Origin of the sequence: Streptomyces sp. NPDC059957 (assembly GCF_042730015.1) — a bacterium.
Lineage (GTDB): Bacteria > Actinomycetota > Actinomycetes > Streptomycetales > Streptomycetaceae > Streptomyces.
This window is the reverse complement of record NZ_JBHWMB010000041.1, coordinates 18,916-41,842: the sequence shown is the minus strand read 5'-3', so window position 1 is coordinate 41,842 and position 22,927 is coordinate 18,916. Positions and strand designations below refer to the sequence as shown.

The window sequence follows — 22,927 nt, the reverse complement described above, 5'->3', positions numbered from 1 at the left end:
ACCTTTCCGACGCTGGAGGGGACATAATCGTCCGGAAACCCCCGGTTCCCAGAAACACGAATCCCCCCGGAACACCGGGCCCAAATCCAGCGCTGCCCCCCCCCGCGGCCTCGGCCGCCTTCGGGTCCCCTGCCGGGCCAGGGCCCGTGGCGGGACTCCGCCGCCAGCGCGGCCACGAGCACCAGGACCAGCGCCGTCAGCTGCCAGACCGCGCCGATCCGCATGCCCGCCGCGGCGGTCGCCAGTACGGGCACCACCGCGAGCGCGCGGAACAGTACCGGCCGGATCCCCAGCACCAGCCGGAAGGCGACGTCCCCGGCCAGATAACAGGCGCCCCCGCCCGCGAGCGCGAGGGCGGGTCCGGCCGGCAGCTGCTCGCCCAGGTGCCCGATGCTCTTCTTCACGCCCGCCGAGAAGGTGGCGATGCCCAGCAGCATCGGGATGAAGCAGTAGTAGTACGCGCGCAGCGCCAGCTTGAAACGCCGGTCCGGGGGACAGCCCGAGAAGACGTGCTCGGCGCGCCCCTCGTCGCGGACGAAGTACATCCACCACAGCGCGGCCCCGACGGCCAGGGTCAGGAACGCGCCGACGACGATCCCGAAGGTCAGCGGCAGCGAGCCCACACCGATGCCGACCGCGATGATCGACTCGCCGAACACGATGATCAGCAGCAGTCCGTGCCGTTCCACGAAGTGCGCGGCGCCGATCCCGCCGAGCTGCTCCTCGACGGTCGTCCCCTCGGCGGCTTCGGCCCCCGAGGCCGTCGCCCGCCGCGAGATGGCGGGCGTGACGAACTGGAACAGCAGCGCCAGGCCCCACAGCCCGAGGGCCGCCGCCCCGTCGAACGGCCCGGCGGCCGTCACCGAGAGCGCGGACAGCGCGTTCGGCAGCGCGAACCACAGCACCCCGCGCCCGTGGGCCTGGCTGTACAGCGCACTGTGCGTGATCACGACGACGAGGTAGCCGAGCCCGAAGGCGACCCCGCCGTCCCCGAAGGCCGTCGGCACGGCCAGGGCGCACACCAGGAACGCCCCCATGGCGAGCAGGATCAGCAAGCGGCGCACGGGCCGGTCGGGCGGCACCTGATTGGTCAGGTACGCGTAGCCCTGGGCCGCCCCCTGGGCCGCGGCTCGCGAGACGCAACGTCTCGAGACGGGCAGGCCCGTCCACCCCGGGCATGCCCGCAGGTCAGCGCGGCGCGTCGGACTCGGGCCGGGCGAAATACCTGGTCGGAACCCCGCCGAACCTTTGCTATTGTTGTCCATGTCGCCGCGGGAAACCGGGGCCGACCACCTAGTCCGGGTGGCGGAATGGCAGACGCGCTAGCTTGAGGTGCTAGTGCCCTTTATCGGGCGTGGGGGTTCAAGTCCCCCCTCGGACACAGAGGTCAGTAGACCGAAAAGGGCGGGTCAAAGAGACGGAACTTCGCTTCGACCGGCTCTTTCGTTGTATGCGGACGCCCTTGGCGCTCACCCGGGCATCCGTCCGCCACGCGGACGGGGAGTGGCGCCGGCGGTGGCGGGGCCGCCCGGGCCATTGCCCTGGTGGCGGGGGGTGGGCGAAGATCGGCCGGGAATCTTCGCTCTCGGGAGGGTACGCGTGTCCGAAGTCAAGGCCGAGCTGGACCGGTTGATGAGCATCTTCCTCGGGGCGTTCACCAACGCCGGAGGCGGGCGGCCGGATCTGGGCGCCGTCCGGGAGGTGTTCATCCCCCAGGGGATGATCATCAAGAACGTCGGGGCCGAGCCGGTGATCTACGACCTCGACGGCTTCATCGAGCCGCGGGAGAAGATCCTCACCGACGGGACGCTGACGGAGTTCCGCGAATGGGAGGTCGCCGAGCGGACCGAGGTCTTCGGTTCGGTCGCGCACCGGTTCAGCGAGTACCGCAAGTCCGGATACCTCGACGGAACGTGGTTCGAGGGCACCGGCCACAAGACCACCCAGTACGTACGGACTCCCGAGGGCTGGCGGATGAGCGCGATGGCCTGGGACGACGTAGCTCCGTAGCCCCGTACCTCAGTAGCCCCGCAGGGCGATCCGGTCCCCCGCGGGCGGCGGGGGACCGGATGTGCGGGGGAGCGGTTACGGGACCGGCTGCTGCTGGGTCACGCAGTGGATGCCGCCACCGCCCGCGCCGAGGCTGTCGGTGTTGAGCTGCTCGACGACCCGGCCCGGGAAGGCGCGCTGGAGGGTGAGCTTGGCCGCGGCGTCCGCGGTGGCGTGACCGAACTGCGAGGAGATCACGGCGCCGTTGCACACGTAGTAGTTGACGTAGGAGGCCACGAAGTCGGGGCTGGTGGAGCGGATCCTGTCGTAGTCCGGGCCCTGGAGCCGGGTGACCGCGATCGGGTTTCCGAGCGCGCTCGTGCTGGTGGACAGGATCTGGTACTGCCGGCGCGCGTCGTTCGACCAGGCGTCGGTATCGCTCGCCAGCGGCATCTGCACCATCCCCTTCCCCGCCTCGAGGAACCGGGACGTGGCGTCGACGTGGTCGTCGGTGATGTCCCGGCCGAGGACGCCCTTGAACCAGATGACCTTGGAGGCGCCGAAGGCCGCGCACATGGCGGCCTCCAGCTGGGCCTGGGTCCTGTTGGGATTGCGATCCGGGTTGATCAGGGAGCTGCGGGTGGCCATGAGCGTGCCGGCGCCGTCCGCCTCCACCGCGCCGCCCTCGCCGGTGAACCCCGCGGTGCTGAAGGCCACTCCGGCATAGGCGGCGACCCGTCCGGCGACCAGAGAGTCCCTGGCGTGGGTCTGTTGATTGCCCCAGCCGTTGAAGTTCAGGCCGACCGCGTCCAGGCCGCCCGCCCCGTTGGTACGGAACACCGGGCCGCTGTCGCGCATCCAGCAGTCGTCCACCGGGATCGAGCCGATCACCGTGACCGCCGAGCCGCAGGCGCTCTTCGCCTTCGACACGCTCGCGGAGTTGGCGCACATGACCACCGGCTCGTACTTCGCGATGGTCCTCGCGATGAGCGCGATGTTCGCCTGCACGCCCGCGAGAGCGCGGCCCCATATGGCGGAGCTGTCGGGCCACGCCATCCACGTCCGGGTGTGCCGGACGGTGTCGATCGGTACGGCGAAGCCCTCGGCGGCGTTCGCCGCCGAGGGGCGGACGGCCGCGAACGCCTGCCCGCCGACCGCCGCCAGCGCGGAACCGGCCGCGGCGGCGCCCGCTGCCGTCAGGAACCCTCGTCTGTCCAGCCTCCGTGCGACGTGCTCGTTCATCTCTGAACTCCGTTTCGTCATACGTGGATGCGTGATGGACCACTGGGCCGTGGGGAGCCGCCGCCGCCCCCACGGCCCCCTTACAGCGCGCGACGTGCGGCGGCGATGCCCCGCGGATCCCACCCCGGGCGGGGCACGGACTCCAGGAGCAGGCGCGTGTAGGGGTGTTGGGGATCGGCGAGCACCTGCTGCGTCGGGCCCGACTCGACGATCCGGCCGCTGCGCATGACGATCACGTCATCGGTCACGCAGCGCACGACGCCGAGGTCATGGGTGATGAACAGGTAGCCGACGCCGGTCTGTTCGCGGATGTCGAAGAGCAGGTTCAGGATCTGCGCCTGCACCGAGACGTCCAGGGCGGCCACCGCCTCGTCGAGGACGAGGACGGCCGGTTCGACCGCCAGGGCGCGGGCGATCGCGACGCGCTGGCGCTGCCCTCCCGACAGCTGCCGGGGCAGCGCGTCCGCCTCGCGGGAGCCGAGGCCGACCTGCTCGAGCAGTTCGGTGATCCGGTGCGCGTGGTCCGCGCCGGGGAAGTGCAGGGCGAGGGTCTCCCGCAGGGCCGCGCCCACGGTGGTGCGCGGATCCAGGGACAGGAAGGGGTCCTGGAAGACCATCTGGACCTCACGGGCCCGGGCGAGGCGGCGCGCCTTGCCGCGCGCGTGCTCGCCCCGGTCACGGCCGTGGATCAGGACCCGGCCCTCGTCCGCATGTTCCAGACCCACGACGATGCGGGCCGTGGTCGTCTTGCCCGAACCGGACTCGCCGACGATGCCCAGGGAGCCGCCCTCGGCCAGCCGGAACGACACGTCGTCCACGGCCCGGACGCTCCCGTAGGTCCGGTACAGGCCCAGGACCTCCAGGACGGTCTTCGCCGTGCCGGCCGTGTCGGCGGTGGCGGCCGTGTCGGCGGTGCCGGTCGTGCCCGCCGTGCCCGCCGTGCCCGCCGTGCCGGTCGTGGTGTCGGCGCTCGCGCCAATGGGGGTGCTCATGGGTGGAGTTCCTTCCGTTCCTGCTCGGCGATCAGCTCGCCGTGGTGGCAGGAGGCGAGCCGGTCCGGCTCCCCGGCGACCGGGAGCAGGGCTGGCGCCTCACGCGTGCACACGTCGGTCGCGAGCACGCAGCGCGCGGCGAAGGGGCATCCGCTCAGCTCCTCCCGCAGGCTCGGCGGCCGGCCCTCGATCGCGGCGAGCCGCCCGCGGGGCGCGTCCAGGCGCGGGGTGGAGTTCAGCAGGGCCGCCGTGTACGGGTGGCGGGGCCGGGCGAACAGCTCGTCGGCCGGGCCGGTTTCCACGATCCGGCCCGCGTACATCACGTACACCCTGTCGCTGATCGCGGCGGCGAGGCCGAGGTCGTGCGTGACGAACAGCAGCCCCGTTCCGAAGCGTTCGCGCAGATCGCCGAGGAGGCCGATCACCTCGGCCTGTGTGGTGACGTCCAGTGCCGTGGTGGGTTCGTCGGCGAGGATCAGGGCCGGATCGCCCATCAACGCGGCCGCGATCACGACCCGTTGCAGCATGCCGCCGGACAGCTGCCCGGGGTACTTGCGCAGGGCGCCCGCCGTGAGGCCGACGGCCTCCAGCATCGCCACCGCCCGGTCCTCGGCGACCGTCCTGCTCGCCCTGGCGTTCAGCCGCAGGCTCTCGGTGAGGAAGTCGCCGACGCGGCGCATCGGATTGACCGCCGCCCGGGGGTCCTGGAAGACCATGGCCGCCGTGCTGGTGCGCAGCACCCTCAACTGCCCGGGGGACATGGTGAGTACGTCCTCCCCGGCCACCCGGACCTCACCCTCCGTCCGGGCTCCGTCGGGGAGCAGCCGCAGCACGCTGCGCGAGGTCAGGCTCTTGCCCGAGCCGGACTCGCCGACCAGGGCCACGGTCTCCCGGGGGCCGACAGTGAGCCCGACGCCGTCGAGGACGGGCCGAACGGCGCCCGGCAGGTGCAGCCGCAGACCCTCGATCTCAAGGGTGTTCAGCGACGCCTGCGGTGTGGGTGATGCCGTGGACGCCGGCGCTTTCGGTGCCTTCGGTGCTTTCATCGGTCCCTCCTGGCGACCTTGTCGGCCCAGGACTCGCCGACGACGTTGAAGGCGACCACGGTCAGCACGATGGCCGCACACGGCACGATCGAGGCGAGCGGGTAGCCGGCCTGGACGGCGGCGTTGCCGTCGAAGACCATGCGGCCCCAGTCGGGGGTCAGGGCCGGTACGCCCAGCCCGAGGAAGGCGAGGCCGGCCAGGTCGATCAGGGCGTAGCCGAAGTTGATCGCGGACTGGGCGAGGACGACCGGGGCGATGGAGGGGACCACGTGGCGCAGGCAGATCTGCGCCCCGGAATGCCCTTGCACCCGGTACGCCTCCACGTACGGGCGGGTGCGCTCGGCCAGTACGAGGGAGCGCGTCAGCCGGCTGACGTAGGGCAGGTAGGCGATGGCCAGGGCGATGACGGGGGCGAGCAGGCCCTCGCCGTAGACCGAGACGATCAGGATGGCCAGCAGCATGCCGGGGAAGGCGAAGACCAGCTCGGTGCTGCGGGAGAGCACCGAGTCCAGCCAGCCGCCCCGCCAGGCGGCGGCGGTGCCGATCGCCACGCCGGCCACGGTGGAGAAGGCGACCACGCCGAGCGGGCCGAGGAGCGAGGTGCGGGCGCCCAGGACCAGCCGGGAGAAGGTGTCGCGCCCGGAGGCGTCGACGCCCAGGAGGTGATCGGCGGAGGGGCCCGCGAGGGCGTTCGCCAGGTCGACGGAGTTGGGATCGTAGGGCGCGATCCAGGGGGCGAACAGCGCGACGAGGACGACGACGGCGACGAAGCCCGTACAGAACAGGGAGAGGGGGGCGCGGGAGGTCCGGAGCCGGGCGAGGCCCGGCCGGCGCACCAGGACGGAGCTCACGAGGCCTTCTTCGCGGGGCCGAGGGTGACCCGGGGATCGACCAGCGGATGGAGCAGGTCGACGACGAGGTTCACCGTCATGAACAGCGCGACCATGATGAGGGAGATGGCCTGCACGGTGGGGAAGTCCTTGGTGGTGGTGGAGAGTTCGAGGAGCTGGCCGATGCCGCCCACGCTGAACGCGGACTCCACCAGGACGGTGCAGACCAGCAGGGTGGAGACGATGAGACCGCCGGTGGTGAGCACGGTGCCCAGTGCGTTGCGGAAGACGTGTCGGCGGATGACCTGGCTCGCGGACACGCCCCGGCTGCGGGCGACCGTGACGTGCTCCTGACCGAGGACTTCGAGCATCGCGGCCCGGGTGACCCGGGCGAGCATGCCGATCAGGTAGAGCGCCAGGGCGATGGCGGGCAGGGTCAGATGCCACAGCATCTGCCCGAATCCCTCGCCGGCGCCGCCGGTGGGGAACCAGCCCAGCTTCACCGCGAACAGGCCCTGCAGCAGCACTGCCGCGACGAACGACGGGGTGCCGATGGCGACGGTGGTGGTCACCAGGATCGCGGAGTCGGCGGCCCCGCCGCGGACGGCGCCGATCCAGCCGAGGAGCAGCCCGAACACGAGGACCAGTACGAGCGCCATCGAGATCAGCATCAGGGTGTTGGGCAGCCGGTCCGCGAGGAGCCGCGACACGTCGGTGCGGTACGTGATCGAGCGGCCGAAGTCGCCTTGCAGCACCTGGCCGAGCCAGTTCAGGTACCGCACCGCGAAGGGGTCGTCCAGGTGGTAGTGCTCGTTGATCGCCTGCAGGGCCTCCGGGGAGGCCGAGCGGCCGCCCAGGAGGAAGCTCGCCGGATTGCCCGGAGCCAGGTACAGGGCGCCGAAGATCACGAAGGAGGCGCCGAGCAGGGTGGCGGCCATCTCGGCCAGCCGCCGTACGGCGAAGCGCAGGAAGGTCATCGCGCGGCCGCCCCGACGCCGGCGGCCCACGGGGAGTAGAGGTAGGAGATGGTGGTGGGCGCGCCGGTGATCCGCTTGTTCAGGAAGACCGCGGTCGGCCACTCGGCGACCGGGATCCACAGGACCTGGTCGGAGGCCTTCTTCTGGAGTTCGGCGGCCGCCGAGAAGCGCTTGGCCGGGTCGTACGCGGAGCGGGCCTTGTCGGCCAGCGCGTCGTAGGACTCGTCGCTGTAGCCGGCGTAGTTCTGGTAGGCCCCGGTCTGGAAGTTGCTCAGCAGGTCCATCGGGTCGGTGATGGAGTCGTAGTACGTCTCCGGGAACATGTCGATGCCCTCGCGCGCCGCGGGGTCGGTGAACAGCGCGGTGAACGCGTTGGGGGCGATGGTCTTCAGCTCGATCTTCAGGCCGATCCTGGTGCCGGCGTCCTGGACCGCGGTGGCCAGCACCGAGACGTCCTGGCCGATCGAGCTGGTGGCCACGGTCAGCGTCTTGCCGGTGGCGCCGGCCTCCTCGACCATCCGCTTGGCCGCCTCGATGTTCTGCTCGGGAGAGGGCAGGGTGTCGAAGGCGGACGCGCGGATGGCGGCGGGGGCCCCGGCCCAGACCGCCTTGGTGGTGAGCGAGCTGGTGACGGTGCCCGCGCCGCCCAGGCCCGCCTTGACGAAGCCGCGGCGGTCCAGGGCCAGGGACAGGGCCCGGCGGACGCGGACGTCGCCGAGTGCGCCCTTCATGCTCGTGACGTTGACGTTGACGGTGCTGAGGCCCTCGCCGAAGTAGAGCGTGCCGGCGCCGCTCGCGCGCAGCCGGTCGTAGCTCTCGGTGGGGATCAGGTAGCCGCCGTCGGCCTCGCCGCTCAGCAGTGCGTTCGTACGGGCGTTGGGATCGGTCAGGAAGGTGAAGACGGCCTTCGCGGACTTGGCCTTGGTGCCCCAGTAGCCGTCGAAGCGCTGGAGCTCGATCGACTGGCCCTTGTTCCAGGTGCCCAGCTTGAAGGGGCCGGTGCAGTCCAGGCTGCCGGTGGTGCCGTAGTCCTCGCCCGCCTTCTCCACCCCGGCCTTGGAGGACACGACGCCCGCGGCGGTCGCCATGTACTGGGGAAACTGCGAATCGGGCTGCTTCAGCTTGACCGTCACCTGGAGCGGGCCGGTCTTGGTGACCGCCTCGACGTTGGAGAAGTTGCTGTTCCAGGCGGCCCCGTTCTCCGGGTCCATCTGACGGCCCAGGCTGAAGACCACGTCGTCGGCGGTCATCGTGCCGCCGTCGTGGAAGCGCACGCCGGGGCGCAGGTCGTAGATCCACGTCAGGTCATTGGGGTTGGTGGCCTTCTCGGCCAGGCCCGGAGCCGTCGTGAGCTGCGGGGTCCACCGCATCAGGCTTTCGCAGACGTTCGACAGGATCGTGTTCGCCGGGTAGTCGAAGGCGGAGATGTAGTCCAGCGTCGGCGGTTCCGCGTAGACGGCCCAGGTGAAGGAGTCGATCTCACCCGCGGCGGCCGGGGTGCCGGCGGACAGCTTGAAGGGCGCGCCCTGGCTCCCGTCGCCCTTGGGCGGGCCGGAACAGGCGGCGACCAGGCCGAGGGCGGCCAGTGCGGCGACGGGCAGCGCGTACCGGCCGGACCGGCGGGGGGCGGACCGGCGGGCGGTGGAGACGCCTTCGGTGGCCATGCCTTCGGCGGAGACGTCTTCGGCGTTGGCCTGACCGGAGGACATGGCGGCTCTGGACCAGGGAAGGGATCTGGGCATCGGTGCTCTCTCTTCCATGCGGGGCGGGGAGGTACGGGCAGGCGGCGAGCGGGGCGAGGAGGGAGGCTCGGGGGCTCGGTGCGGGCCGCCGGCCCGGGCACGGCGAAGGGGGCGAGCCGGTCAGACGGTGCGGCCGGCGGCGGGGATCTGCTGGGTGATGCAGTGCACGCCGCCACCGCCGTACGCGATCACGCGCGAGCGGACTCCGACGACCTTGCGGCCGGGCAGCGCGGACGCGATGACGGCGAGTGCACCCTCGTCCTCGGAGGTGCCGGCGACCGGGACGACGACCCCGCCGTTGGCGATGTAGAAATTCAGGTAGCCGACCTCGGTCTCCTTGCCGTCGACCTCGACGAGGTTGCTCTGCGGCAGGTCGATGATCGTGAAGGGGCGGCCGGCGGCGTCGGTGGCCCCCTCCAGGACGGCGCGGTTGACGCGCATGCGCTCGTAGTCGGGGTGGGCCGGGTCGCTCGGGAGCTGGACGACGACGGTGGCGGGGGCGACGAAGGCGCAGACGCCGTCCACGTGCCCGTCGGTCTCGGTGTCCAGCAGACCGCCGTACGGGAGCCAGATCACCTTGGTGACACCGAGGCGGGCGATCAGCTCGGCCTCGATCTCCTGCTTGGTCATGTCCGGGTTGCGGTTCGGGTGCAGCAGGCACTGCTCGGTGGTGATCAGCGTGCCCTCGCCGTCGACCGTGATCGCGCCGCCTTCGAGGATCATCCGGGAGTCGACGCGGTCCACGCCCAGGTGCGCCAGCAGGGCGCCGGCGATCTTGTCGTCGGTGTCGTAGGGGAAGTGCTTGCCGCCCCAGGCGTTGAAGCGGAAGTCCACGCCCGCCCGGCGGCCGTCCTGTCCGAGCACGAAGATCGGCCCGGAGTCCCGGAACCAGGAGTCGTCGATCGGGAGCTCGATCACTTCGACGCCCTCACCGCACAGGGCGCGGGCCTCGTCGCCGCTGCCGGGCAGGGCGACCATGGTGACCGGCTCGAAGGCGGCGATCGCGTTGGCTACGTGTGCGTACTCGACCTTCACCTCGTCGAAGACGTCGCCCCACAGCTCCTGCCGGGTCGGCCACGCCATCAGACAGCCCTCGTGGTCCGTCCACTCGGCCGGCATGCGCAAACTGGTCATGATCCACTCCTGTTTGAAAATTCAGTCAGGTTTTGTAAGGGGTGTCCGCATCCTCCACCGAACTGAAAATTCAGTCAATGGTTCTGGCCAAGCTGATGCGGAATCGGTCACGCCGCGTGTCGAGCGGGGTGGGGAGGGGGCTTGAGGGGCCTGTGAATCGGCATGATCACGGCGTTAACGCCGGAAACGGGTGCCTGATGTTACGGTCAGGAAAAGCCCCAGGTGACGGACCCGACGGGTAGAGTGACCCTTCGTGTCAGACCGTCGAACAGAAATACTCAGAGCCGCCACGCGAGTGATCGCGCGACGCGGCGTGCGCGGGCTCCGGGTGGGGGAGCTTGCCGCCGAAGCGGGCGTGTCCACCTCGCTGATCTACTACCACTTCACCGACCGCGCCGGGATCCTGCGCCGCACGCTGGAGTTCATCAGCGACCGCGCCGATCGCTACACCGCCGAACGCGAGGACGGCTCGGACGGTCCGGAGAGCCCCCGCGACGAGCTGAAGCGGACCCTGCTCCTCGAGCTCCAGGACACCTCGGAGGTGCGGGAGAACAGCACCGCCTGGGGTGAGCTGAGGGCCAGCGCCGTATTCGATCCCGATCTGCGCGAGGACGTGGCCAAGGCCACGCACAGCTGGGTCCACGAGATCTCCTACCTCCTCGCCCAGGCCCGCCCCACCGGCACGGCCCCCGAGCACGCGGCCGCCGCCGAACGCCTGACGGCCCTCCTCGAAGGCCTCAGCGTCCGGTGGCTGAGCGGATCGCTGCCCCTGGACCACGCGCGCCGGCTCCTCGCCGACGCGATCGAAGGGGAACTGGCCGCATGACCGTCCCGGCCGCCGGAGCGGTGATCGTAGACGCCCTGGAGCTGGTGTCCGACCCGGAACGGGCGGCCCGGTTCGCCGCGTCGGCGCACCGGATCCTGGCCGAGCTGGTGGCCGGGGGAGCCGCCCTGGGCTGGGTGGAACCACCCGGGCCGGACGAGGTGGCGCAGCTGCTGGACCGCGTCGTGGCCGCCGTACGGACCGGGGACGCGGGGCTGCGCGGCGCCTGCCTCGGTGACCGGCTCGTCGGGCTCGGGTACTGGCAGCGCTACGCCCGCCCGACGCACCGGCCGCACGCGGACCTGGAGAAGCTCGCGGTCGCCGCCGGGGCCCACGGGTTCGGGATCGGCCGGGCGCTGACCGCAGCCCTCGTCGAGGACGCCCGCAGGGCCGGGATCGAGGTCCTCACGCTGGATGCGCGGGGCGACAACATCAGGGCCCTCGGGCTCTACGCCTCCCTGGGCTTCACCGAGTACGGGCGGCTGCCCCGCTTCGTCGCCGTCGGCGAACGCCGCTACGACAAGGTGTTCTGCATGCTGGACTTCCGCCCGGACGCCGCGGGGGACACGCCCTAGGGGGGTGTCTTGCCGATCAGGCCGGATCGACAAGACTCCCCCTAGAGGAAGTAGAGCCTGCTCAGGGAGATGGAGTCGGCCGGCTCGGAGACCAGCGGCTCCCCGTCGAGGGACACCAGGCCCGTGCCGGGGTGGACGTCGACGCTGCCGGTACGGCTGTTGCGGAGCATGTGCTTCGGCCCGATGCCCCGGGTCCCGCGGACCGCGACCCTGCGGCGCCGGGTGGGCATCATGTCGCCGTTCTGGACGGCCGCTTCCGCGACGAACGCCACGGATATGTCGGCCGCGGTGGCCCCGTACGCGCCGAACTGCGGCCCGAGAACCAGCGGTTCGCAACGGTCGGTCGACGCGTTGGGGTCACCGGTGACCCCGTACGCCGGGAAGCCGCCCTTCAGGACCAGTTGGGGCTTGGCGCCGAAGTACTCCGGCCACCACAGCACGAGGTCGGCGAGCTTGCCGACCTCGATGGAGCCGACCTCGTGGGCCAGGCCGTGGGCGATGGCCGGGTTGATGGTCAGCTTGGCCATGTAGCGCAGCACGCGCTCGTTGTCGTCGCCGCTCTCCGCCGTGCCGTAGGAGCCCTCGCCGTCCAGCGGGCCGAGCTCGGCCTTCATCTTCCCGGCCATGGCGAAGGTGCGGCGAACGGTCTCGCCGGCGCGGCCCATGCCCTGGGCGTCGGAGGAGGTGATCCCGATGACCCCGAGGTCGTGCAGGAGGTCCTCGGCCCCCATCGTCCCGGCGCGGATCCGGTCCCGTGCCATGGCGGCGTCGCCGGGCAGGTCGACCTTCAGGTCGTGAGCCGAGACGATCATGCCGAAGTGCTCGCCCAGCGCGTCCCGGCCGAAGGGCAGGGTGGGGTTCGTCGAGGAACCGATGACGTTCTCGACGCCGGCCATCTTCAGGACGTTGGGGACGTGGCCGCCGCCGCAGCCCTCGATGTGGAAGGCGTGGATGGTCCGGCCGTCCAGCACCCGCAGGGTGTCCTCGACGGACAGGCACTCGTTCAACCCGTCCGTGTGCAGGGCGACTTGTACGTCGTGCTCCTCCGCGACGCGCAGGGCGGTGTCCAGGGCGCGGGTGTGCGCGCCCATGTCCTCGTGGACCTTGAAGCCGGAAGCGCCGCCTTCGGCGAGGGCCTCGACGAGCGGCGCCGGGTCCGAGGAGGAACCGCGGGCCAGGAAGCCGATGTTGACGGGCCAGGCGTCGAAGGCGTTGAAGGCGTGCTTCAGCGCCCACGGGGAGTTGACCCCGACCGCCCAGACCGGGCCGAACTCCTGCCCGATGATCGTGGTGACCCCGGATGCCAGCGAGGCCTCCATGATCCTGGGGGAGAGCAGGTGGACATGGGTGTCGATGGCGCCGGCCGTGACGATCATGCCTTCGCCGGAGACGATGGTCGTCCCGGTGCCGACCACCACGTCCACCCCGTCGAGGGTGTCGGGGTTGCCGGCCCGGCCGATCGCGTGGATCCGCCCTTCGCGGATGCCGATGCTGGTCTTGCGGATGCCGAGGACGGCGTCGATGACCAGGGCGTTGCTGATGACGATGTCGCAGGTGTCGCGGACGGCGGCGGCCTTCAGGTGCAGTCCGTCGCGGGCCGTCTTGCCGAAGCCGGCCAGGAACTCGTCCCCGGGCTTCTGTGAATCGGACTCCACGCGGACGATGAGCCCGGAGTCGCCGAGCCGGATCCGGTCGCCCGCCCGGGGGCCGTGGACGGCCATGTAGTCGTGCGGGTCGGTGCTGTCCGCCGGGGCGGCGCCCGGGCGGCCGTGGCAGCCCGCGGAGTCGAAGACGCTGCCGCTCATGCCTGCTCCTGTCCTTGTGCATGTCCTTCGTGGGAGGACGCGGGGCCCTCGTACGAGGTGAGGTATCCCGTGGCCCGGGCCTTGGCCAGGGCGGCCTCGCGCGCGCCGGGCGCGTCCAGGGGGCCGTCTACGAGACCGGCGAAACCGATGGCCACGCGCGCCCCGCCGATGGGCAGTAGGTCCACCACGACACGGGCTCCGACGTCGAAGCGGACCGAGGAGCCCGCCGGTACGGCGAGCCGGGTGCCGTAGGCGGCGGCGCGGTCGAAGGCGAGGCGCGGGTTCGACTCGAAGAAGTGGAAGTGCGAGGTGACGCTGATGGGCACGCTCGACGTGTTGCGTACGGGCAGCCGCACCGTCGGCGCGGCGGGGCCGTAGCCCTCGCCGTCACCCGGCAGACCGGCGCCCGGGGCGTCGGCCCCGAGCGAACCCTCCTGCCGGAAGGGGTCGTCGATGACGCAGAGCCTCGTACCGTCGTCAAAAACGGCCTCGACCTGGATCGAGGTGACCACGTCGGGGACCCCGGGCAGCACCTCTTCGGCGCTGAGCACGTGGCGGCCCGCCGCGATCGCCTCGGCCAGCCGGCGGCCGTCCCGCGCCGCCTCGCACACCGTGTCGGTGATCAGCGCGGTGGCCTCGGGGACATTGAGCTTCACGCCGCGCGCACGGCGGGCCCGGGCCAGTTCCGCCGCCGTGAAGATCAGCAGCCGGTCCCGTTCGGTCGGTGTCAATCGCATCGCATGCGGCCTCATCTGTGAAGGGCGGGGCGGCGGGGCGGGCCGCCCCGGTGTACTGCCGGTACGGGCGGTCTACGGGAGCGGTTCGGCCATCGTCGAGCAGTGGATGCCGCCGCCCCCGGCCATCAGCCGGTCGACGTTGATCTGCACCACGGTCCGTCCGGGGAAGGCGGCCGCCAGGGCCCGCTTCGCTGCCGCGTCCTTCGCCGCGTCCCCGAACTGGGCGGTGATGACTGCCCCGTTGACCACGTGGAAGTTCATGTACGAGTCGACGAACTCGGGGTTCTTCGAGCGCACGGTGTCGGGACCGTCGACCTTGATGACGGTCAGCCGACGGCCGCGCGCGTCGGTGGCGGCGGAGAGGATGGAGAACTGCTCGCGGGCATCGCGCGCCCATACGTCGTCGCGGCCGGCCGGCGGCACCTGGACCATGACCACGCCGGGGCGGATGAAGCGCGAGGTCACGTCGATGTGGTCGTCGGTGATGTCCTTGCCCTTGATGCCGGGCACCCAGATCATCTTGTCGGCGCCGTACGCGTGCAGGACGGCGTCCTCGACCTCGGCCCGGCTCCAGCCCCGGTTGCGGTTCTTGTTGACGAGGCTGCTCTCCGTGGCCATCACGGTCCCGTCGCCATCGGTCTCGATCGACCCGCCCTCGCCGACGAAGTCCGTCTTGCTGAAGGGGAGGTGACGCTCGTAGGCGATGCTCTCCGCGACGTGGGCGTCGTAGGTGTGGGTCTGCTTGTTGCCCCAGCCGTTGAAGTTCAGGCCGATCGCGTCGAGACCGCCGCGGCCGTCCCGGCGGAAGACCGGTGCGATATCGCGCATCCAGAGGTCGTCGGTGCCGATGGCGGTGGTCACGGTCACGCCGGGGCCGCACCAGGAGCGGGCGGTGGCCGCCGTGGAGGCGTCCGGCGCGCACATGGTGACGGGCTCGTAGCGCGCGATCGTCTTCGCGATCAGCGCGATGTCCTCTTGGACCCCGGTCAGCGCGCGGCCGCCCCAGATGGACGAGCGCGAGGGCCAGGACATCCAGGTGCGGGCGTGGGGGACGTCGTCGAGGTCCACCCGCCAGCGCTGCACCGCCTTGCTCGGCGACCGGACCGCCCCCGGGGTGGCGACGGCCGCGGTGCCGAGCGCGACGCCTGCCGCTCCGAGCCCGGCGGCCCCGAGGACGATCCTGCGGGAGGGCGAGGAGCCGAAGAACCGGCCGAGGAAGGAGCGGCTGTCGTCGGGGGAGTCGGGCATCGAGGAGCCTCCGGATCAGGTGGGGGTGCGGGCCGGGAGCGGCCATGGCCAGAACTCTGTCACTGACTGAAAATTCAGTCAAGGCGCGGAGCGTGCGTGATCCCTGCGGGCGGGGGAGGGGGTCCTACGAGGGGGTCCCACGAGGTGGTTCTACGAGGTGGTTCTACGAGGCCTGCGGATCAGGCCATGACGGGCCCGGCCCGGGTCAGGCCGGGTCAGGCCGGCTCGGCTACGGGCGGGCGAGGCGGTCCAGCTCGGCGTTGATGGACGACACCATCAGCTCACGGGCGTGCGCCAGGGGCAGGCTGCCACTGAGCCAGCGCGAGCTCAGCCCCTCCACCAGAGCGGTCAGGCGCTCCGCGGCACTGGAGAGGGCGCCGGCTGTGGCCATGGGGCGGACCTGCCCGAGCAGCTCGCTCACTTCCTGGATCCACACACGAGTGGCACCGGCGAGGTCTTCCCGCAGGTCAGGGTCGAACACCGCGCTGGCGCGCAGCTCCCCCCAGGCCGTGCTGTTCTCCCGTACCGCCGGGTCGTCCTGGAATTCCAGCAGGAGCGTCTGCTCCAGCTCGCCCCGGGCGTCGAGCGGGGGATCGGCGGGGTCGCGGTCCGTGGTGTAGCGGCCGGCGCGGTCGTTGATGAACTCCAGGGTGGCGCGGAGGATCCCCGCGCGGTCCTTGAAGTGGTAGTAGATCAACGCCGTGGACACCCCGGCCTCGGCCGCGAGCTCCTCCACGCGCAGGCCGCGGACGCCGCGCCGGGCGATGACCCGCGCGGCGCCTTCCATGATTGCCGTTCGACGATCAGCCACGGTCCGACACCTTACCCGGAGGGTGGGCGCAGGAGCGGGCCGGGACGGACCGAAGGTCTGGTCAGCGCCCTTGGGAGAACGTGACGCGGGAGGGCAGTGAGGCGACGCCCTCGAGCAAGCTGGTGGGCAGATTGATATCGAAAGCCTCCAGGGTGACGATGTCCGCCAGTGCGGAGACGTTGAGGCCGGGCGCGTGTACCCCCGAGTACACAGCGGATACGAGGCCGGGGAAGGCGTGCGGCAGCCGATCGAGCACCAACTGCGCCGCGGATACGCCGTCGTCGTCGAAAAGGGTGAGGGTGGTGACCTGTGCCAGGACGACGTCTGGGGGAAGGGTCACCAGCGAGACGGCCTCCAGCGAGAGGGTCCGGAGCTCGGGCAGCCCTGCCATCTCCTGCCAATCCTCGACGGAGATCCGGTCGGACAGGTGGGTGAGGTACGTCAGGCCGGCGAAGCGGGAGAGTCCCTTGAGGTCCTGATCCGAGACGGCCCCCTCCGCCAGCGGAACGCCGCCGTAGAGCCGCAGGTCGGTCAGCGTTGAAAGCCGGTTCAGCGGGCTCAGGTCCGTATGGGGCGAGCCCTCGATGACCATGCGGCTGATCGGAAGCTCGCCAAGAGGGGAAAGATCCGTGAGCGCGGGGCAGCTGAAGGCGGAGAACGATGTGAGCTCCGATTGGCCCCGCAGGAATTCCAGATCCGTCAGCGGGAGACCCGTCAGCTGGAGCTTCGTGATCTTGTTCCGGGAAAGGTGTGCCGTGAGAGCCTCCACGGACACGCCCTTCCTGACGTCCAGCGACTCCGCGCGGAGGTTCAGACGCTCCAGATGGAGCAGCTGTGCGTCGGAGGTGATGCTGTAGTCGAGATCGTCCGGGTCGAGGTGTGCGATGACCTCGTCCGCGTACAGGGGGTTTTCGAACCGTGACCAGGTCCACATGAGCTGGCTGCGCACTCTGAGGGAGGGGTGCCCGGAGTAGCGGGCCAAGAAGGGTATGGCCGCATCGGACGCGACCTTGGAAGCAGCGATGACGCTGTAATAGCAGTCCGATTCGTCCAGGCCGTCGGGGCCGGGCAGGAGGTCCAGGACCAGGGGACCCAAAGTGCCCAAGGCGCGGGCATCGAACGTGTCGCGCGGCGTGATCAGCACGGTGATGCGTTCCTCCACCGCCTCGCGGACCGCCGGCTCCAGCGTCGTGGCGTGCTCCAGGCATGCGGCGGCGAGGAGATGCACGCGGCGGTCTCTGGTGCGGTCGCCGAGGCTCAGCAGGCCCTCGAAGAGGGTCACCCTCTCGCGGGGCCGGGCCAGGGCGACGGCCATGCGGATGACGTCCTCCCACTGATCGTCCGCGGCATGCGCGGCGAGCAGGCCGAAGTCGCCCTCCTCCACCGCCGCCCGCGCGCCCAGGAAGTCCTGGAAGGTGCGGTGGATGAAGTCCACCGTCCCTGGGGCCGGTTCGCGGAGCAGGCCGCTGCGCTGGAGGAAGTGCTCGAAGACGGCTGACGGATCACCCAGTGCCGCCGCCTCCGGAACGGCGGGGAGGGCCCGGCCGATGATGTCCTCGGCCTGGGAGCGGTCCATCTCCGTACGGCCGTTCTTGGTCAGCCAGTAGGCCAGGCGCTGGAGCAGCTCCAGCTGCGGCTCCTCCCTGAGGTCGGGGACCTTCATGTCCCGCTCCCGGTCGCGGCGGCTGATCAGCATCGACAGTGCGGCCTCGTACAAGTCCTTCCGGCCGTAAGGCAGATAGCCCCGTCGGTCGCGGTGGAGCGCGCAGATCAGGCCGCACATCAGGGGGTTGGTGGCCAGCAGGCCGAGGTCGTCCTTCGTGCGGACGGCGGTGAGGAGCTGGGCCTCGTACGCATCGAGTTCGTCTGCGGACTCGGACCCGTCGCGGGCGGCCGCGTGCCAGCGCTTGATGAAGGTGGCGGTGTCGGCGCGTCCCATGGAGGACAGGGCCAGTTCCCTGAACCCTTCTTCCGTGAGCCAGTCCTGACCGACGGCCGACGGGCGTGAGGTGACCAGCCAGCGGTTGTCGCCGTCGTACGTGTCGATGAGGTCCCGCAGCCAGAGACGGGTCCGCTCGCGCTCGGGCTCCGGGATCTCGTCGATGCCGTCCACGAGAACCAGCCCGCGCCCGGCGGAAAGCACCCGGTGTTCCCATCCGGCGGGCTGGGATCCGGCGAGGGGGCAGCCGATCGCGGCGAGGAAGTCCTTGGGAGCGGGTAGGCGTTCGCCGTGGCGGGTGAGGGTGCGGAGCGGGAGCACGAAGGGGATCCGGTCGCGGAGGTATTCCGGGCGGTCCGGGCGGTCCTGCTGGGCGGCGGTCACCGCCAGCCACTGGACGAGCGTGGTCTTGCCGGAACCGGCCTCGCCCCGCAGGAGAACGCGGGGGGCGCGGGCCAGCGCCTGATCCGCGGGCCGGGATTCCAAGGTCCGCTGCACCGCAAGGAAATCGTCCGCGGTCTCGTAGGCGTCCCAGGAGATCCCCGTGCGCCCCAGAGGCTCCGCCTCCAGGCTCAGGTAGGCCACGTCCAGCGGCCAGCGCGTCGGCGAATTGCTCAGGTCGATGCCGTAGATGGTGAGCTTCGAGTGCTTCTTCGCCACGTACGGCAGGTATGCCGTCTCGAACGCAACGTCCGCCGCGTCGGGGAGCGGAGTGCGCCGGATCAACTCATCCGTCTTCGAAGTGAGTTCGTCCATCGCCCTGGTCTGTCTGACCAATGCGTGCGCCGTGAAGGTCTTGCGCTGGGTGAAGAACTCCAGGATGTGCAGGGAGGCGACTGCGAGCAGGGCCTCGTAGAAGTGCGTGGCGTCGGCGGAGAGGTGGCGCTCCGGGCGGTCCGCCGCGCGGCGCAGTTCGCGGGCGAAGGCGTCCGGGCCGAGGCGGACGGCGTCGACGTCCGTGATCGTGAGGTCGCCGAGGGCGTGCAGGGTGGTGGCGAGGGCGTCGGTGACGGCTTCGCGTTCGTCCGCCGGGATCCGGCGTTCGCCCGTGCTCAGGGCCTGGTCGACGAGAGCGGCTGCCAGGGTGCGTACGTCGGCCTCGGTCAGGGTGCGCTTCTCGCCTTTGAAGGAGACGTACCCGGAGAGTCGGACCGGCTTGTCCACCAGCCCCGCCCCGGGTGCGTCGGCGACGAAGAACTTCCTGACGAGCGGTCCGATCACTGCCGTCGCCAACTTGAGCCCGATGGCTGTGGGTTCCACGTGTGCCCCCCGTAGAGCTGTGCCGGTGCCCCCCGACGCGATTCTAGAGTGCGCCGGGCTCGGGCCGCCGGGAGAGCGGGCTACGGCATCATGGCCCGGGGATCGGGTGAGGGGGAACGCGGTGGCACAGGACGAGGTGCGCGGCAGTGTCGTGGTGGCCGGGCGGTACCGCCTGGAGGACCGGCTGGGCCGGGGCGGGATGGGCACCGTCTGGCGGGCCACCGACGAACTGCTCGGGCGTCCGGTCGCCGTCAAGGAACTGCACGCGGGTGAGGGCGACGGGGACGGCGTGGCCGCGGGGGCCCTGCGCGAGGCGCGGGCGGTGGCTCACGTGCGCCACCCCCACATCGTCGTGGTCCACGACGTCGTCGAACACGAGGGGCGTCCCTGCATCGTCATGGAACTGGTCGACGGCGGTTCGCTCGCCGACCTGATCTCCGCCGGGAAGACCCTCACCCCGGTCGAGACGGCCAGGACCGCACTCGCCCTGCTCGGCGCCCTGACCGCGGCGCACGGCCGGGGCGTGCTCCACCGGGACGTGAAGCCGGCCAATGTCCTCATGGAGTCGGGGACCGGCCGGGTCGTGCTCACCGACTTCGGCATCGCCCGGATCTCCGGGACCACCACCATCAGTCAGACGGGCGCCTTCGTCGGCTCGCCCGAGTACACCGCTCCCGAGCGGATGCGGGGCGCAGCGGCCGGACCGGCCGCCGACCTGTGGTCGCTCGGCACGCTCATGTGCACCGCGCTGACCGGGGAATCACCCTTCCGCCGCGATTCGCTGGGCGGCGTCCTGCACGCCGTAGTCTCCGCGGAGATCCGTCCGCCCGCCCAGGCCGGGCCGCTGCTGCCGGTCATCCTGGGACTGCTGGAACGCGACCCGGAGCGGAGGATGGCGGCGGCCGAGGCAGCCCGGCTGCTGTCTGCGTACCTGGCCGGGGGCAGCCCCGTGCCCGGCGGCGGCAGCCCCGTGCCGGCCGACCCCGTACCGGCCGACCCCGTACCGGCCGACCGTGCACCGGTCGGTCGCGTGCCGACTTCGCTGCGCGCCTCCGTCTCCGCCTCCGCCTCCGAGGGGCTGACGGCCCCCGCCGTGGCTCCGCGTCCGACAGCCCGGCAGCGCGTCGCCGTCCGGCCCGGCCTGCGCCTCGGGCTGGTCGTGGCCGCCGCCGTGTTGGTGGCGGCCGGGGTCGTGGTGGGCGCCGACCCGCTGCGCTCGCTGCTCGGCGGGGAGGAGTCGGGGAACGGATCGCGGAGTGCGGTGACGGTCCCCGAGGGCTCCGCGACCGATACCGCCAGCGCGATCCCGCCCTCGATCCCGAACGGGGCCGGCTCCACCCCGAGTGCGGTGGGCGTGCCCCCGGGCGGGCCGCCCTCCGGATACAGGGCCGTCGCCGACCCGCAGGGCTTCGCCATCGCCGTGCCCGAGGGGTACCAGCGGGCCACCGACGACCAGCGGGTCTTCTACGTCTCCCCGGACGGCACCTTCCGCATCGGGATCCGGGTGAAGATGCCCGTGCCCGGCGGTCCGCTCGGCGTGATGCGGAAGGCGCACGGCGACGGCCCGGCCACCAACCCCGGCTACCGCGCCGGAACGGTCGTTGCCACGACGCACCACGAACTTCCGGCAGCACTCTGGGAGTTCACCTGGGACGGGTTCACCCCGGCCGAGGGGGCCCGGCACACCTACGACCTCTGCTGGGACCAGAACGGTCGGATGTACGACATCTGGGTCTCCGCCCCGGTGGGTGAACTCGCCGAGGCCAAGCGTCACTTCGACACCGCGGTGGCCACCTTCGTGCCCGGCGCACCGGGCTCCGTCACCCCCTGAACGCCTGCCCCGTTCAGGGGCGCAGCACCACCAGGCCGTCGAGCCCGTCGGTCGGCCGCAGACTCCCGGGCACCAGCGGGGCGAAGGTGCGCGGGAGCGCCAGACCCGGGGCTCCGCCGCCCTCGGGGGCGTCGAAGAGGTACGCCGCCTCCGAGGTGCTGTCGCTGACCAGGTGGGGCCCGTCCGCGCCGGCCGTGGCCCGCGTCAGCGGGGTCCGGAAGAGGCTTCGCAGCTGGCGCAGGGTCTCCGCCGTGACCGGTACCGGCATCGGCAGTGGCTCCGGCTCCGCCGGGCCCCACGAGGAATCCGGGCCGTCGGGTACGAATGCGGCGTCGATGGCGTCCGTACCGTCCGAGTTGTTCGCGCCGCCGGCGCCGCCAGTGCCCTCCATACCGCCCATGTGCTCCGTACCGTCTGCATCGCCCGTGCCGTCCGGCGGGATCGCCCCCGCCAGGAGCAGGGCCAGGAGCACCGGAACCGCCTTGAGGCGGAGCGCCTCGGTGGCCCGGCCCAGCCGGTGCGCGTGCCCGCCGGGCAGTGACAGTGCGAGGCTGCCGGCGGCGCCGAGCGCGAGCGGCACCGCCGCGCACACCACGCCGGGGGCGTACTCGCGCAGGTCGAAGACGGGGGCCCCCGGGGCCACCGCGTCGAGCGCGCTGAACAGGGCCCGGCTGTCGGTGATGGTCCGCTCGGTGAGCCGGGCGGGCCGGTGCCGGGCCACGTGGTCGGCGCGGCCGTCGTGGTCGAGCTGGCTCAGCAGGCACTTGCCCACCGCGCTGGCGTGCGCCGCGTCCCGGAAATCCACCCACTCCCGCACCGGCGGGGCGCCGGGTCCGTCCGCCATCTGGGTGATCCGGACCTCCCCCTCCGCGTACCGGCTCAGGTACACGGCCGCGCCCGCGCTGTCCCGCGCCAGGGCCAGCGTGCGCTGCAACTGGCCCGCCAGACCCCGGCCGCCCGGGGCCGCGAGCCGGTCGAGGGCCGGCCCGGGGGCGTAGACCCCGACGCCGGAGCGGTACGCGTACTCCTCCTCGCAGAGCATCGACAGCAGCGGCCCGAGCTCCGCCTCGGCCAGGCCGGCCTCCCGCGCGAGTCGCCCGGCCCGTACACCGAGCGGCCGCCGCTGCAGGACCCGTACGACGGCCAGGGCGCGCCGCGCGGCCGCCAGGGCCTCGCCCCCGCCGGGCTGGACGACGGTCCCGCGGGCCGCCGCCGTCAGCGCGGGGTGGCGCAGCGGACCCACACCCAGCGGCGCCGGCCGCGGGGGGAGGGGCGTGGCCGCGGGCGGCCGGAACGCGTCCAGCGCCCGGGACACCCCCGGCCTGGGCAGCGGCACCGGGCCCAGGTCGGGGTCGTCGAGCTGGTCGACGTAGCGCAGGACGGCCGCCTGCGCGCACAGCCGTACCTCGCGGAGCTCCCGGCGTCCGCTCGGCCGGAAACGGCGCCGGCCCAACTCCCGGGCCCAGACCCGGGCGTCGTGGTGCTCGCCGCGCCGCGAGTGGTCGAGGAAGAGGCAGTACGCGGCGTGCGCGGTCCGGCTGCGCCCGGACCCGGCGGCGAACTGCCACCAGAACCGGGCCCCTTCGCGCAGTCCCGCCAGGTGCAGCAGACAGCCGAAGACCACGGCTCCGGGCAGGTCGGCGTGGCCACCGCTCTCGAAGGCCTCGAGCCGCTCCTGGGCCCCGGTGGCGCACACGGAGGCCAGACATGCGGCCTTGAGGTCGCGTCCGGCCCGATCGGCGTCCAGCGGCAGATCGCGCAGGGGGTCGCTCCAGCCCAACGTGCGGCGCCGGGCAGGGGTTCCGCCGCGCCGGGGGGTCGGGGGGGGGGAAAGGGCCCACCCCCGGGTCTCGTTGTGGGGACCCCCCCCCCACCAAGCCCCCCCCCCCCCCCCGCCGTCCTTTTGATCGGCGCCTTCCCCCCCCTCCCCGGACAAAAACTGCTCC

General features: G+C 72.0%; 17 protein-coding genes, 1 tRNA gene and 1 pseudogene. 5 read left to right on the top strand and 14 right to left on the bottom strand.

What is annotated here, in order from left to right:
• A partial coding sequence (locus ACFWBW_RS25650; RefSeq protein WP_385376623.1) for a low temperature requirement protein A occupies nucleotides 1-1,064 on the bottom strand: 1,064 nt, incomplete at its 3' end.
• A 232-nt stretch (nucleotides 1,065-1,296) separates the two neighbouring features.
• Between ACFWBW_RS25650 and ACFWBW_RS25645 the strand changes: the two genes are divergently transcribed.
• A tRNA-Leu gene (locus ACFWBW_RS25645) sits at nucleotides 1,297-1,381 on the top strand.
• Nucleotides 1,382-1,632: 251 nt separating this feature from the next.
• Nucleotides 1,633-2,010 (top strand): DUF4440 domain-containing protein, encoded by a 378-nt coding sequence (locus tag ACFWBW_RS25640; protein ID WP_327257749.1) that lies wholly within the window; start codon nucleotides 1,633-1,635, stop codon nucleotides 2,008-2,010.
• 75 nt (nucleotides 2,011-2,085) lie between these two features.
• On the opposite strand, the gene ACFWBW_RS25635 is transcribed toward ACFWBW_RS25640, so the two are convergent.
• From ACFWBW_RS25635 to ACFWBW_RS25605, 7 genes are all read right to left on the bottom strand, one after another.
• Nucleotides 2,086-3,231: an agmatine/peptidylarginine deiminase gene (locus ACFWBW_RS25635; RefSeq protein WP_385376620.1), complete on the bottom strand. Its 1,146-nt coding sequence runs from the start codon at nucleotides 3,229-3,231 to the stop codon at nucleotides 2,086-2,088.
• A gap of 80 nt (nucleotides 3,232-3,311) precedes the next feature.
• Nucleotides 3,312-4,223 carry an ABC transporter ATP-binding protein gene (locus tag ACFWBW_RS25630; protein ID WP_385376617.1) on the bottom strand — a complete coding sequence of 304 codons (912 nt, stop codon included), beginning with the start codon at nucleotides 4,221-4,223 and terminating at the stop codon, nucleotides 3,312-3,314.
• Nucleotides 4,220-5,269: an ABC transporter ATP-binding protein gene (locus tag ACFWBW_RS25625; protein ID WP_385376614.1), complete on the bottom strand. Its 1,050-nt coding sequence runs from the start codon at nucleotides 5,267-5,269 to the stop codon at nucleotides 4,220-4,222. Before ACFWBW_RS25625 ends, ACFWBW_RS25630 begins: the two co-directional genes overlap by 4 nt.
• Nucleotides 5,266-6,120 (bottom strand): ABC transporter permease, encoded by an 855-nt coding sequence (locus ACFWBW_RS25620; protein WP_385376611.1) that lies wholly within the window; start codon nucleotides 6,118-6,120, stop codon nucleotides 5,266-5,268. Before ACFWBW_RS25620 ends, ACFWBW_RS25625 begins: the two co-directional genes overlap by 4 nt.
• Entirely contained in the window at nucleotides 6,117-7,076 is a 960-nt protein-coding gene (locus tag ACFWBW_RS25615; protein ID WP_385376608.1) for an ABC transporter permease, read from the bottom strand. Before ACFWBW_RS25615 ends, ACFWBW_RS25620 begins: the two co-directional genes overlap by 4 nt.
• Nucleotides 7,073-8,818, bottom strand: a complete 1,746-nt coding sequence (locus ACFWBW_RS25610; protein ID WP_385376605.1) for an ABC transporter substrate-binding protein — start codon at nucleotides 8,816-8,818, stop codon at nucleotides 7,073-7,075. Before ACFWBW_RS25610 ends, ACFWBW_RS25615 begins: the two co-directional genes overlap by 4 nt.
• A gap of 120 nt (nucleotides 8,819-8,938) precedes the next feature.
• Complete coding sequence (locus ACFWBW_RS25605; RefSeq protein WP_385376602.1) at nucleotides 8,939-9,952, bottom strand: agmatine/peptidylarginine deiminase; 1,014 nt, start codon at nucleotides 9,950-9,952, stop codon at nucleotides 8,939-8,941.
• Between the two features lie 253 nt (nucleotides 9,953-10,205).
• On the opposite strand from ACFWBW_RS25605, the gene ACFWBW_RS25600 reads away from it, so the two are divergent.
• A complete protein-coding gene (locus ACFWBW_RS25600) occupies nucleotides 10,206-10,778 on the top strand; it encodes a TetR/AcrR family transcriptional regulator (protein ID WP_385376600.1) in 573 nt (190 codons plus the stop codon).
• Nucleotides 10,775-11,350 carry a GNAT family N-acetyltransferase gene (locus tag ACFWBW_RS25595; RefSeq protein WP_385376597.1) on the top strand — a complete coding sequence of 192 codons (576 nt, stop codon included), beginning with the start codon at nucleotides 10,775-10,777 and terminating at the stop codon, nucleotides 11,348-11,350. The genes ACFWBW_RS25600 and ACFWBW_RS25595 overlap by 4 nt, the downstream gene beginning before the upstream one ends.
• A gap of 41 nt (nucleotides 11,351-11,391) precedes the next feature.
• Here ACFWBW_RS25595 and ACFWBW_RS25590 read toward each other — a convergent pair whose 3' ends face one another.
• From ACFWBW_RS25590 to ACFWBW_RS25570, 5 genes are all read right to left on the bottom strand, one after another.
• Nucleotides 11,392-13,071 carry an urease subunit alpha gene (locus ACFWBW_RS25590; RefSeq protein WP_385376711.1) on the bottom strand — a complete coding sequence of 560 codons (1,680 nt, stop codon included), beginning with the start codon at nucleotides 13,069-13,071 and terminating at the stop codon, nucleotides 11,392-11,394.
• Nucleotides 13,072-13,151: 80 nt separating this feature from the next.
• Nucleotides 13,152-13,892: an urease subunit gamma gene (locus tag ACFWBW_RS25585; RefSeq protein ID WP_385376594.1), complete on the bottom strand. Its 741-nt coding sequence runs from the start codon at nucleotides 13,890-13,892 to the stop codon at nucleotides 13,152-13,154.
• 72 nt (nucleotides 13,893-13,964) lie between these two features.
• Entirely contained in the window at nucleotides 13,965-15,140 is a 1,176-nt protein-coding gene (locus ACFWBW_RS25580) for an agmatine/peptidylarginine deiminase (RefSeq protein ID WP_385376591.1), read from the bottom strand.
• Nucleotides 15,141-15,369: 229 nt separating this feature from the next.
• Complete coding sequence (locus ACFWBW_RS25575; RefSeq protein WP_385376708.1) at nucleotides 15,370-15,927, bottom strand: TetR/AcrR family transcriptional regulator; 558 nt, start codon at nucleotides 15,925-15,927, stop codon at nucleotides 15,370-15,372.
• 85 nt (nucleotides 15,928-16,012) lie between these two features.
• Nucleotides 16,013-19,150 carry an NACHT domain-containing protein gene (locus ACFWBW_RS25570; RefSeq protein ID WP_385376588.1) on the bottom strand — a complete coding sequence of 1,046 codons (3,138 nt, stop codon included), beginning with the start codon at nucleotides 19,148-19,150 and terminating at the stop codon, nucleotides 16,013-16,015.
• Nucleotides 19,151-19,349: 199 nt separating this feature from the next.
• Between ACFWBW_RS25570 and ACFWBW_RS25565 the strand changes: the two genes are divergently transcribed.
• Complete coding sequence (locus ACFWBW_RS25565; protein WP_385376705.1) at nucleotides 19,350-20,981, top strand: serine/threonine-protein kinase; 1,632 nt, start codon at nucleotides 19,350-19,352, stop codon at nucleotides 20,979-20,981.
• A 451-nt stretch (nucleotides 20,982-21,432) separates the two neighbouring features.
• Here ACFWBW_RS25565 and ACFWBW_RS25560 read toward each other — a convergent pair.
• Nucleotides 21,433-22,149 (bottom strand): annotated as a pseudogene (locus tag ACFWBW_RS25560) (IclR family transcriptional regulator C-terminal domain-containing protein); the annotation flags it as partial.
• Nucleotides 22,150-22,927: the final 778 nt, after the last annotated feature.